The following is an 11,927-nucleotide window of genomic DNA, read 5'->3' as shown; positions in this document are numbered from 1 at the left end:
CACCGTTCCGCCCCGCACCACCGTTCCGCCCCGCACCACCTGGAGTCCCACCGCATGACGTCCCGCCGACGCCGCAGCCGCATCACCCTGACCTCTGTCCTCGTCGTCCTGGCCCTCGCCGTCGGCGGGTACGCGCTCGATGCGTCCGGCGTCCTCGGGCCGGACGCCGACGCGGCGGGCACGACCGGGGCGGGCGGTCCCACGGCCGGGGAGACGACCACCATCGGACCGCAGCAGGCGTCGTCGGGGGCGACCCCCGCCTCCAGTCCGACCGTCAGCCGCGGAGCCGACGCCGACACGGTCCGCGCACGCACCCAGCTCGCCGACCTGCCCGTCAAGGGCAAGGCCGCCGGCACCGGCTACGACCGCACCGGCGACTTCGGCAGCGCCTGGCTCGACGTCGACCACAACGGGTGCGACACCCGGAACGACGTCCTCGCCCGCGACCTCGCCGGCATCACCCGCGAGGGCCACTGCAAGGTCCTCACGGGCACCCTCGTCTCGCCGTACACCGGCGCGACGGTGGACTTCGTGCGCGGCAACACGACGTCGACGCTCGTGCAGATCGACCACGTCGTCGCGCTCGAGAACGCCTGGCGCACCGGCGCCCAGCGGCTCACCGAAGCCGAACGGCAGGCGCTGGCGAACGACCCGGTGAACCTGTTCGCCGTCGACGGCCGGTCCAACTCGCAGAAGGGCTCCGGCGACGCGGCGACCTGGCTGCCCGCCAACAAGGCGTTCCGCTGCACCTACGTCGAGCACCAGGTCACGGTGAAGGCGAAGTACCGCCTGTGGGTGGCTCCGGGTGAGCGGGACGCGATGGTGCGGGTGCTGGACGCCTGCTGACGTCGGGCGGTCCGGCGCCGCTGGGTGTCGGCTCGGAGGCCCGGCGCACCTCCGCCCCGCGTGGCAGGCTGCGGGCATGGCTGAGCAACTCACGGTCCCACAGGCATTCGCGCTCCTGCAGGTCGAGCCCGACGGACGCCATGCTCTCGATGGTTCGACGCTCGACACGGGTCTCGCGGGGGCCGTCCTCGCCGACCTCGCGCTGCGCGGTGCGGTCTCGCTGCAGGACGGACTCGTCGCCGTCGTGAACGGCGCCGCAACGGGCGACCCCGTGCTCGACGGCGTGGTCGGCTCCATCGCGGCAGCCGGTGCACCGCGCAAGGCGAAGTGGTGGGTGAGCCGACTCGGCAAGCGCCAGCTGCGCGACGACGTGTTCGCCGGACTCGTCGAGCGCGGCGTCATCAGCGTCGAGCAGGGCAAGGTGCTCGGCCTCTTCCCCACCACGAAGCACCCGGAGCGGGACGGAGCCCCGGAGGCGCTGCTGCGATCCGGCATCGCGGACGTGCTGGCCGGCCGCGCAGGACCCACGCCGTTCTCCGCCGCGGTCATCGGCCTGCTCGACGCGACGAACACCCTGCGCAAGCAGTTCGGCGCCGTCGACAAGGACCTGGTCAAGGAGATCACCTCGGGCACCTGGGCGAGCCCGGCGGTGAAGGCGGTACTCGAGGAGATCGAGGCCGCGACGATGGTCGTGATCATGGCGGCGACCATGGCAACGACGACCTCGATCGTCACGAGCTGAGGCAGGCAGCGCGATGGTGCGAGTGCTGGACACCTGCTGACTGGGTCGTTAAACGACAGGTGTAGTGTAGGTATCTCGATGCAGATGCATCGATCGGACTCGCTGCCCCACCGCGGACCCCGAGCCCTTCACCGTCGAAGACCTCAGGAGGCCTCCCCCATGCCCGAAACCAGCACCGTCACCACCCGCTTCGCCGACCGCGTCGTCCTCATCACCGGCGGCGGCTCCGGCCTCGGTCGCGCGACCGCCGTCCGCCTGGCCGCCGAGGGCGCTGCACTCTCCCTCGTCGACGTCTCCGAGCAGGGACTCGAGGCGACGAAGACCGCCGTGCTCGAATCCACCCCGGACGCGCAGGTCCTGACGACCGTCGCCGATGTGTCCGACGAGGCCCAGGTCGACGCCTACGTCACCGCCACGACCGAGCGCTTCGGCCGCATCGATGGCTTCTTCAACAACGCCGGCATCGAGGGCAAGCAGAACCCCACCGAGTCCTTCACCGCCGCCGAGTTCGACCGCGTCGTGTCGATCAACCTGCGCGGCGTGTTCCTCGGGCTCGAGAAGGTGCTCAAGGTCATGCGCGAGCAGGGCTCCGGCATGGTCGTGAACACCGCGAGCGTCGGCGGCATCCGCGGCATCGGCAACCAGTCCGGGTACGCGGCAGCCAAGCACGGCGTCGTCGGCCTCACCCGCAACTCGGCTGTCGAGTACGGCCGCTACGGCATCCGCATCAACGCCATCGCCCCCGGAGCCATCTGGACGCCCATGGTCGAGAACTCGATGAAGCAGCTCGACGCGGAGAACCCGCGCAAGGCCGCCGAGGAGTTCATCCAGGTCAACCCGACGAAGCGCTACGGCGAGGCCCCCGAGATCGCCGCCGTCGTCGCCTTCCTGCTGTCCGACGACGCGTCCTACGTCAACGCGACGGTCGTCCCGATCGACGGTGGGCAGTCGGCCGCGTACTGAGTCCGGCACCTCCGACGCCCGGCCCACGTCCGCGTGCGCCGGGCATCGGCCTGGAGGCGCGGCTCGGCCCCGCCGTGTCCGCCGACCGTGACAGCATGGTTGGCGTGAGTACCGAAGACACGAACGGATCAGCCTTCGGCCGAGGCGTCGACAAGGCCCCGCCGACCGCCGCTGCCGAACTCCGACGGAGGATGGCAGCCTCGCCCGCGGGCTTCCTGCGCAGCGCGGCGTGGGTCCCCTGGAAGGCGGCGGGTACCCCGGAGGCCGGCAGCGTCGCCCACGTCATGATCCGGGACAAGCCGTTCGTGCCCGTCTTCACCGACCCGGACGAACTCGCCGCCGGCCTGCCCGACGCCGAGGGGCGTCCGGTGCCGATGTCCGAGCTCGTGTCGGCCCTGCCCGAGGAGTTCGGCATCGTGGTCGACCCCACGAGTGCGGCCGAGGCGAACTTCCTGCACAGTGACGTCCTCGCCGAGATGCGGGCGCAGATGCAGGGTGGCGTGCCGACCAGCGACGGCTGACCCGCTCCGTCTCACCGTCCGCTCCGGGCGAGTGCGGAGCATTTTCGCTGGGTGACGGTTATGGTTCGCGATCCTCGGGATTCGTGAACCGAAACCGACAGGCGGGTGTCAGGAACCCGACGCCGCCCCGATCACCGCGAGCGTCAGTGCGAGAGCGATCGCTACCGCTGCAGCCGTCCCGAGTGCGACGAGCCACCCGAGCGGCCGCTTCCGACGGACCTTCGCTGCGAGGACCCCGCCTCCCGTGCACACGACGATGAGGACGATCGCCTCGACCACTGCGGTCTGGACCCCCATCGATCGGTTGCACACGCGCGTCGAGGACTCCCAGTCGCACCCGTACTGCGACATCGTCCCGAGGACCCAGCCGAACAGCACCGCGAAGCCGCTGAGCATCGCGATGACCACGAACAGGGCGATGGTGACGACGAGGTCGACCGTCCACGCCGCGTTCGGCTTCGGTGCCCCGACCGGGTCCGGCGCTGGTCTTCCGGCCGGCAGCGGTCCTTGCGCTCCTGCAGACATCGTCCCCCACTCCTCTGGCCCCCTCGGCCGCCTGCAGCCTAGGGGACTCGGCGTCGCCTCGGTCAGCGAGCCGGTTCGACGAGCTCGATGAAGCGGGACAACAGGGACAAGCCCGCGATCGACGGGGGCAGTCCGGTGGTCAGCGCCGGTGAGTGCACGAGGTACGCCGCCCACTTCGCCCGCGAGATCGCCACGTTCAACCGGTTCGGCATGAGCAGGAAGTCGAGGCCGCGTGGGATGTCCGCCGCACTCGACGCTGCCAGGGACACGATCGACACGACGGCCTCTCGACCCTGGAACAGGTCGACCGTGCCGACCTGGGTGCCGGTGAAGCCCGCGCGGTCGAGCTCCTGCCGGATCAGTGCGCCCTGTGCGTTGTACGGCGCCACCACGATGACGTCCTCGTCGGTCAGGGCTCGGGTGTCGGAACCGTCGGTCCAGGTGCGGCCGACGACGTCACCGACGAGTGCGACGACCCGGGCGGCCTCCTCAGCAGAGGACGTCGTGTTGCCCGCGTGCACGACCGGCACGGGGTGCACACCCGCGTCGATGCCGTCGAGGTGCCTCCCGGAGACCATCGAGGCGAGCTGCCCGTCGTAGGACAGGGCCGAGACGGATTCGGTCAGCGCGGGCTCCATGCGGCGGGTGCGAGCAAGGAAGTACCCGAACTCAGGCGGCAGGACGTGTTGTCCGTCAGCGAGCCAGCCGAGCGCGGACTCGTCGACGGGCTCGGGGTGCGAGCCCTGCGACACCTGGGGCAACTGCTGGGGGTCCCCGAGCAGCAGGAGCCGGGTCGCGCCGACCGACGACGCGATGGTCGGTGCGAGGGAGAACTGCCCGGCCTCGTCGACCACGAGCAGGTCGAGGGAACGGCGCTCGATCGTGGACTCGTTCGCGAACGTCCACGCCGTGCCACCGACGACACCACCGGTGCCCGAGGCCTCGCACGAAGACAGGAACGCGGCGACCGCGGCACCGTTCTTCACGCGGGTCCAGGCTGCGGCGTCGAGCTCGTCCTCGGTCGCGCCGGACTTCGGCACCTTCACGACCCGGTCCGCGGGGACGCCAGCGTTCACGACCGAGGTCAGGAAGTTCTCCGAGGTCGCGTGGGACTGGCCGACGACCCCGACGCGCCAGCCGTACTCACGGACGAGTCGGGCGACGACGTTCGAGCCGACGTAGGTCTTGCCCGTGCCGGGAGGACCCTGGATGGCCAGGTACGACCGGTCGAGGTCGAGCAGGGTCGAGACGACGGCTGACACCGTGTCGTCGCCCTGCACCGGGACGATCGGGCCACGAGGGGGCACCCGGCGCAGCAGGTCGAGCGCGGGGTCGGGCAGCATCTCGGGCAACTCGTCGAGCACGGCCTGACCCCACCACGCGATCGCCTCGGGCTGCGGCTTCGCTCGGGGCGGCGCCGACGGGGCGAGGGCCACGGGGAACTCGTGGTGTGGCTCGCCGCCGACGGGCAGGCCCTCTTTCACGAGGACCTCGACGGCATCGCCGTTGTCCCGGACGTCCACGATCACGGCGCGCGACGAAGCGCCCTTCGACCCGGGGCCCGGGGAGACGACCGATGGCGGAAGTGGGTCGTCGTAGACCAGGTGGGGCGTGCCTCCAGGCCGGAGCCGCGAACCGGGCGCGAGCGTCCCCGACAACCGGAGTTCCCGCGACTGCGACCGGGCACGCGGCAGCGTGTCCCAGTCGCGCTCGACGGACGCCCGCTCCACGACCAGGACGTCACGCGTGTCGGCCCAGTCGTCGAGCGGGTTCCGCAGGCGGTCGAAGTGGTCCTGCCAGAAGGTCTTGGCCTCGCGGCGGTGGTAGTCGATCGCGGCCGCGGCGAGCGCCAACGCGGTCTGGTCAGGGGTGCGGTCGAGGGCGTCGACGTCCTCGAGCTGCGCGGCCAGCGCGACGGACACCGGGTTGGGCTCGCGCTCGACGGGGATCGGTGGGACCTCGAGCTCGAGCGCCGGGTCGGCCGCATCGGGGTCGGCGGTGCGCAGCGAGCGGAGCCAGTCGCGCAGGCGCAGGGTGGAGCGGCAGTCGTAGGCGTTGTAGTCGGCGACCTGGTCGAGCATCCGCTGCCCTTCGGCGGCGTCGCCGTTCCGGAGCTCGTCGATCGCGTCGACGTAGGCGGTGATGCTGTCCGCGGCGTTCGTGACGTCGCTCTCGCGCAGGTCCGCTCCCATGTACAGCGGTTCGAGCTTCTTGATGGAGTAGCTGTGGCTGCCGACGACCAGGGCCTTGCGGACGATCGGGTACAGGTCGACCAGGACCCCGGCTCGCAGCAGGTCGTCGACGGTGTCCTCACCCACGCCGTGCCGGGCGGCGAGTGACAGCAGGTGCGTTCGCTCGTAGGCCGCGTAGTGGTAGACGTGCATGCCCGGGTACTGCTGCCGCCGGGCCTCGATGAACGCGAGGAACTGCTCCAGCGCAACTCGTTCGTCGCGGATGGTGTGCGCCCAGAACGCGGTGAACTCGGCGCGGTCGTCGACCAGGCCGAACAGGTAGTCGAGTCCCCAGTGCACGCCGTCCTCGGTGTGCAGCGGGTCGCCCTCGAAGTCGAAGAAGACGTCGCCCTGGTCGGGTGCCGGGATCGCGTCGAGCGCGCGGCCGTCGAGCACCTCGAAGCGCGGCTTGACGGGTTGCTCCGGTCCGTCGGCGCCCTTCCGTCGGGCGTCTTCCGACTCGATCTGGAGGCTCGCCTGACGCACCAGCCGATCCTGCGTCGCGCGGGACAAGCCCGGCACTGCCCGGGTTCGGACCGCCAGGTCGTCGATCGTCCGCACCTCGTGCTTGATCAGCTTCGCCCGTTGGTCGAGACGCATGCCCGCGACGAGGACGAGGTCGCGGTGCTCCGCGACCTGTGTCGAGCAGACGTCGCATCGGCCACAGCTCGAGTAGCGCGGGTCGCCCCACCGCAGCGGTTCGTCTGCCGCGATGCGCTCGGCGATGACCCGCTGCAGTTCGGCGCGCTGCGTGCGGTACACCGGCGCGATGTCGGCGAGGTCGTGCGTGGTCGTCGTCCGGTCGCCGAGCACCAGGTGCACCTGCTCACCGGTGGGGATGCCGTGCGCCTGCATCTGCTCGGCGTAGGCGGCGAGCTGCAGCAGGGCGCTGATCTTGGCGTGCCGGGCGAGCTTGGTGTCGTAGACCTCGTACTCGCCGCGGTCGTTGCCGATGATGAAGTCCGCGAACCCGATGAACCCGGGCTCGTCGGCCGTCGGCGCTGCGTGGAACGTCGGCTGGTACAGCACGTCGGCACCGTCGGCGAAGGCCTGTCGTGCTTCGGCTGCGGCGCGTGCGTAGTCCGGTGGGGCGGGGCGGTCGAACTCGACGACCTCGCGGGTCTGCTTGAGGATGTCGAGGTAGTCGAGCTCGTGCTGGTCCCCCAGCCGAGCGGTGCGCTCGAGCATGTCGTCGTGCACGTCCGGCAGGGCATCCCCGCGACCGAGCCTGGCGTCGAGCCGGCGCAGGAACGCCCACTCGCAGGCCGACCACGTGCTCAGGTCACTCGGGCTGAGCAGCACGTGCCCGTCGACGCCGATCTGCATGCGTTCCCCCTTGCTCTCCGGTGCGCTGAAAGCCTAGGGGCGGCGTCAGACAACGAGACGGGTTCCTCGAATTCGCTCTTGACATACTAGATTCCGCAGGTGATACGTTGAAGCTCGACCAGAAAGGGGATGGTTCATGTCGAACCTCGTGCTCAACGGAGCGCTCTATTCACAATCGGCGATCACCGACAGAGTCGAATCGATGCGTGATCGACTCGCTCTCAAACAGGACCGAGTCGTTGTGCTCGTGCTCATCGCGATCGCACTGTTGCTCGCGGTCGGCCTCATCACCGCGTGGTGGATCACCTGCCAGAACAAGGGAATGTACCCGGCAATGGACATGCCGTCCTTCAGCGCTGGCGGCACATGGAAGGTGTACTGCCGAAAGTGAACATGCACGAGGAGCCCGTGAATCCTGTCCTGGAGGTGATCGGAGTCGACAAGTCGTACAGCGGGCGCCCTGCACTGGTCGACTTCTCGATGGCCATCGTCCCCGGAAGCATTCACGGGCTCCTCGGCTCGAACGGTTCCGGGAAGAGTACAGCCTTGCATGTGATCACGGGCATCATCGACCCGGACCGCGGATCAGTCCTTCACCATGGCGTGACGGTCAGCCAAGCCGTCGCTCGGATGCGGTTCGGTTTCGCACCTGACGATCTCCCGCTTCCTCAGTCTTTGACGGGCCGCGAGTACCTGCGCCTGCATGATTCACTCCGTCGCCGCGATGACTCGTCCCGAGCGATGTCCCTCGCACGTGTCCTCCAGGTACGAAACGCACTCTCAAAGCCGATTTCCTCGTACTCCCACGGCATGAAGCGAAAGCTTCAATTGGTGTGTGCGCTCGCGCACAGTCCCTCGCTCCTCATCCTCGACGAACCGTTCAGGGGGTTGGACCCGGACACAGCGCAAGTCCTCCAAGAATGCCTCTCCTTGTTCACCGCGGCAGGCGGAGCGGTTCTCATGGCGACGCATGACTTGTTGCGCGCCGAGAAGCATTGTGAGGCCATAACCATGCTGCACAACGGAGCAATTGTTGCTTCGGGTCGCACCCGGGAGATCGTTTCCAGCCATGGCTCGGTCGGCCAGTGCTTCTCCGCGCGGATCAGTAGCGCTTCGTCGATGGCTACCCGCGCCGACCGGCTCCGTGCCCTGTTCACCCCCGACGAAAAGGAAATTCATGAAGACCGCTAGCGTGACGTTCATCGGGCTCGTGCTCGGCATCGCTATCACTTTCCTTGCGATCGCTGCCACGATCGCCACCTCAGCCGTCAGTGGGACACCCGCTGAGATTCCGTTCGTGTTCTCGGCCACAGTCGGTACGGAGAACGGGCTGCCATCGGTGGAGTTCACGCCGAACGGGTTGGGGCTTCTCGTGACGGTCGTTCTCATCACGGTCGGGTACGCCGCCCTGCGCCTTCGCGCTCGCCCCCACCAGTGAGTCAGACCATCACGGTCGCGCGCGCCACCGCGTTGGTCTGGATGTCAGAACTCGCTGGAGCCTTCAACGTCTCACGTCTGCGAGTCCTCCTCTGCGCTGCGTTCACCGTCGCAGGCATCCTTGCACTCGGACTTGCCCTCGGGTTGACGACAGTCTCGACGTTGAGCGGCCAAGTGCCGGCACCGATCGCAGCGTTCATAGTGGAGACCGCGGCGAGTGGTGCTTTGCTGAGCGCGGCGCTGGTGACGGTCGTCCTCGCGCTCACTGCCCCAGCGGGCTCGGCACTCGACCACCTTCTGTGCCTCCTACCGGTGACGAACAGCGCTCGAGCAATCGGCAGATCGCTTCCACTGACCGTGCTCACCACGATCGGCTCGACGGCGCTGTGCGTCCCGGCGATGCTCGTAGCAGGACGTGTTCTCGACCTCAGCGAGGCGACGCGATACGTGGTCGCGCTTCTCGCGGGCGTCGCTCTCGTTGAAGCGCTCGCCCAAGGCCTGCTGCACGCAGTAGGGAGCTTGATGCAGTCTTGGCTCCGAACACCCTTCGCCGTCTCGTCGACGATCAGTGGCGCAGTGACGATCGGTGCTGCGCTCGTCGCTTTCGGCCCCGGCGTCATCGGGCCCTCGGGTTTGGCTACCGATGACGCGCCCGCATTGTCCCTCCCAAGGCTGATCAGCGATGTCGCGACCAGCCGGAGGCCTGATCTGGCGTGGCTGGTCTTCGTGAGCTACTTCGTCGTGACGATTGTGTTCGTCTGGGCAGTCAGCAAGATCTCGACTTCGAAGGCGGTCCCGTCCGCGTTCGCGCTTCTCCCTGCCGATCGGATACTCCGTGGACCGCAGGGGCCTTTGCTCTCTCAGCTCCTGGTGATGATTCGTGCGCCGCAGACTTCCCTCGCGATTGCGGGCGCAATATGCTTGTTGGCGACAACGGCGTGGGCGCTCCCGCCGAGCGTTCCAGCAGAGGTACGCGACGGCTTGGCCATGGCGGTTCCTTCGGCGGGATGTGCTCTCGTCCTCTTCGGCCCGGGGCGCGTCCTGCCATGGGCTTGGACCGGCACCGCGCTCGGTCGTCGCCGTACGTGGTGGTTCGCGCCCGTTGCAGTGGCGCACGTCGTCGCCGCTGCCCTTGCCTGGACAGGCTTGAGCGGCGCAGCCCTCCTCCTGGGCGTCGTCCAATTCGACGAGCTCCCGGGGATGGTCTTCCGTGCGACGCTGCTCTTCCTGTCAGCGGCACTCGCTGGCGCCCTCGTCCCGTGGAGCGACACGCAGCCCATGTCAGGCAGCGTCGGCCTGATGCTGACGACCGTGCTGTACCTGGGATGCAGCTCCCTCATCTCCTATCTGGATCAGCTCGCTGGACCATTGAAGGTGCTCGGAAGTATGTGCTGTATCTGCCTGCTGGTAGCAGGGTCGGTGACCACGTGCGTCCGACTGACCTCGTCCCGATGATCTCCCGACTGCTGCCGCCGTGCTGTAGTCCGGAGGGCCCTGCCGTTCGATGTGAAGAGTTCGCACTGTCGCTCCGGACCGACACGAACGCGAGGCGTCGCGCAGCGATCGACCACGGATTCATCGCTGGAGGCGAGAGCCGATGGAGAACGGCCTTCACTGCGGGAGCGCTTGTGGATTCTGGCGATGCGAAGAGATTCTCGGTGTACGTGCGCCTCGTCCTGGCAGTCGTCGGTTCTGCGGCACTTCCTTTGACGGTGACGACCGCACTCGCAATGGCGACGCTTCTCGGCAGCGGAGCGACGTACGGACCGTTGCTGGCGGTGCTCGCGTTTCTCGTCTCAAATCTCTGCCATGAACTCGGTCATCTCCTCGCCATTGGCCTGCTGTCGGCGCAACGGTCGCACGTCCATGTCGTCGCGAGGCTCGGTTCGCCCACGTTGTGCGCAACTCATTGCCACCTCTCCGCGAGGCTTTCGTCGCGGTGAGCGGGCCGCTCCTGGTTGCGTCGTGTTGCGCCGCCGCGATGATCTTCGCGACCCACGTCATCGAGGTGGTCGTTCTCGCCTCGATCGGGGTAGGTCACCTTGGCACCCTGCTTTTCCCGGTCGGGGACGGCGCCAATCTGCGCGACGCCGTCAGGTCTGCCCGCTCGTCAAAGGTCCCCGAGCGCCGAGAACAGCCCAGCCGACAGTGAACCCTCGCCAACCGCCGGACATGAGCGCTCTCAGCGGGCCGGCAAACAGTCCGGCCTCCGCGATCAGTCGGCCAAGGGTACGAACCGCGGCCCGTCGTACCCGTCACGTGTCACGTGTGCCGTGAAGTCGGCGAGCGTGCGAACCCAGTGCCCCCGCTCGCCGTACAGCGCCTGGTACACGACCACGGGCTCCTCGGTTTCCACGTCACGAGCGACGAGCAGCACCTCGTAATCGTTGCCCTTGAAGTGCCGGTAGCGGCCCGCGGTCACGTCGTCAGTCACCCGACCGAGGGTACGGCCCGAGCGGTGGGACCATGACCGCGCGTTCTGCTTGACTGAGCAGCATGGGGAACGAGCACCACGGGGGAACGACATGACCACATTGAGCACGCGCGAGCGGGACCGTCGCGCACAGCGTGTCTTCTTCGTCGTCATGGCGGTCGTCATGGCGGGGGTGGACGTCTGGCTGCACTTCCACGCCGGCGTCATCCGCCCCTCGGCCTTCTGGGTCCCCACGGTCGTCGGACTCGTGTACGGCGCCGTGGTGTGGCCGCTCGGCCTGCGTCAGGAGTCGAGGTGGTGGCCGAATCTGGTCGCGGCGGGATTCCTCGGTGGCTTCCTCGTCCTCATCGCGACGAAGACGTTCTCGCCGTACGCCTGGTTCCTCGCGGTCGTGATCGGGACGTTGCTGTTCCAGGCCGCCCTCCCGCCGAAACGACCCGCGGCGCGGGTCGCCGCCAGGCTCCCCCTGACCGAGGTGCGACCATGGACCGGCTCGGGAGTCAGGGCCACGGCCGTCGTGCGCCCCTTCGGCAAGGGTCGGACGAAGCCGGCCGTCGCCCTCACCACGCAGGACGGGGCCACCGCGTTCCTGGTGATGGAGCTCGCCTCGTTCTTCGACGGTGAAGCGGCGATCGCAGAATCGGCGAACGGTGAACAGCTGACGTTCCTCACCAGGAAGGGCGTCGCTGCGAAGTCGTCCATCCTCGACGACGCGACGCCGGGGATGGCCGACGGCACGCTGTTCCTGCACTCGGCGAAGGACGAGTCGCGGCCTTCCGCCGTCTTCAGCGACGACGACGCCGCCGCGTTCGAGCAGTGGGTCCGCACGCTCCCCGAGGACTGAGCCCCCGCCGAGCCCGGCGCGACGTGCACAGCTCGGCGTCACATCCGGTCACGTTCGA

12 protein-coding genes are annotated in these 11,927 nt (G+C 68.6%); 9 read left to right on the top strand and 3 right to left on the bottom strand.

Translation table 11 applies throughout. The annotated features are described in order from the left end of the window. The first annotated feature begins 54 nt into the window (after window positions 1–54). The 4 genes from ORG17_RS06500 (at window position 55) to ORG17_RS06485 (ending at window position 3,072) form a co-directional block, all read left to right on the top strand. On the top strand, window positions 55–846 hold the full coding sequence (locus tag ORG17_RS06500) for an HNH endonuclease family protein (protein ID WP_250892507.1): 792 nt from the start codon (window positions 55–57) through the stop codon (window positions 844–846). Between the two features lie 76 nt (window positions 847–922). Then, complete coding sequence (locus tag ORG17_RS06495) at window positions 923–1,588, top strand: GOLPH3/VPS74 family protein (protein ID WP_214527613.1); 666 nt, start codon at window positions 923–925, stop codon at window positions 1,586–1,588. 159 nt (window positions 1,589–1,747) lie between these two features. After that, on the top strand, window positions 1,748–2,551 hold the full coding sequence (locus ORG17_RS06490; RefSeq protein ID WP_214527614.1) for an SDR family oxidoreductase: 804 nt from the start codon (window positions 1,748–1,750) through the stop codon (window positions 2,549–2,551). A gap of 104 nt (window positions 2,552–2,655) precedes the next feature. After that, complete coding sequence (locus ORG17_RS06485) at window positions 2,656–3,072, top strand: SseB family protein (RefSeq protein WP_214527615.1); 417 nt, start codon at window positions 2,656–2,658, stop codon at window positions 3,070–3,072. Window positions 3,073–3,180: 108 nt separating this feature from the next. Here ORG17_RS06485 and ORG17_RS06480 read toward each other — a convergent pair whose 3' ends face one another. After that, the gene (locus ORG17_RS06480; RefSeq protein WP_214525575.1) at window positions 3,181–3,597 is read right to left on the bottom strand and encodes a hypothetical protein; all 417 of its coding nucleotides are present in this window, start codon (window positions 3,595–3,597) and stop codon (window positions 3,181–3,183) included. Window positions 3,598–3,659: 62 nt separating this feature from the next. Further along, window positions 3,660–7,154 (bottom strand): TM0106 family RecB-like putative nuclease, encoded by a 3,495-nt coding sequence (locus tag ORG17_RS06475; RefSeq protein WP_214527616.1) that lies wholly within the window; start codon window positions 7,152–7,154, stop codon window positions 3,660–3,662. 136 nt (window positions 7,155–7,290) lie between these two features. Here ORG17_RS06475 and ORG17_RS06470 point away from each other — a divergent pair, with 136 nt between their 5' ends. From ORG17_RS06470 to ORG17_RS06455, 4 genes are read left to right on the top strand one after another with little or no spacing between them, the layout of a single operon-like run. Next, window positions 7,291–7,545, top strand: coding sequence for a hypothetical protein (locus tag ORG17_RS06470; RefSeq protein WP_214527617.1), 255 nt, complete (start codon window positions 7,291–7,293; stop codon window positions 7,543–7,545). 2 nt (window positions 7,546–7,547) lie between these two features. Then, window positions 7,548–8,345, top strand: a complete 798-nt coding sequence (locus ORG17_RS06465) for an ABC transporter ATP-binding protein (protein ID WP_250892516.1) — start codon at window positions 7,548–7,550, stop codon at window positions 8,343–8,345. Continuing rightward, a complete protein-coding gene (locus ORG17_RS06460) occupies window positions 8,332–8,592 on the top strand; it encodes a hypothetical protein (RefSeq protein WP_214527619.1) in 261 nt (86 codons plus the stop codon). Before ORG17_RS06465 ends, ORG17_RS06460 begins: the two co-directional genes overlap by 14 nt. Further along, window positions 8,589–10,046, top strand: coding sequence for a hypothetical protein (locus ORG17_RS06455; RefSeq protein ID WP_214527620.1), 1,458 nt, complete (start codon window positions 8,589–8,591; stop codon window positions 10,044–10,046). Before ORG17_RS06460 ends, ORG17_RS06455 begins: the two co-directional genes overlap by 4 nt. 760 nt (window positions 10,047–10,806) lie before the next feature. Here ORG17_RS06455 and ORG17_RS06450 read toward each other — a convergent pair. Beyond that, on the bottom strand, window positions 10,807–11,025 hold the full coding sequence (locus ORG17_RS06450; protein WP_301565250.1) for a DUF1653 domain-containing protein: 219 nt from the start codon (window positions 11,023–11,025) through the stop codon (window positions 10,807–10,809). A 91-nt stretch (window positions 11,026–11,116) separates the two neighbouring features. Between ORG17_RS06450 and ORG17_RS06445 the strand changes: the two genes are divergently transcribed. Beyond that, the gene (locus ORG17_RS06445) at window positions 11,117–11,869 is read left to right on the top strand and encodes a hypothetical protein (protein WP_214527621.1); all 753 of its coding nucleotides are present in this window, start codon (window positions 11,117–11,119) and stop codon (window positions 11,867–11,869) included. Window positions 11,870–11,927 lie beyond the last annotated feature (58 nt).

Origin of the sequence: Curtobacterium flaccumfaciens pv. betae (assembly GCF_026241855.1) — a bacterium.
Taxonomy (GTDB): domain Bacteria; phylum Actinomycetota; class Actinomycetes; order Actinomycetales; family Microbacteriaceae; genus Curtobacterium; species Curtobacterium flaccumfaciens.
This window is presented reverse-complemented; position numbering and strand designations above follow the sequence as displayed.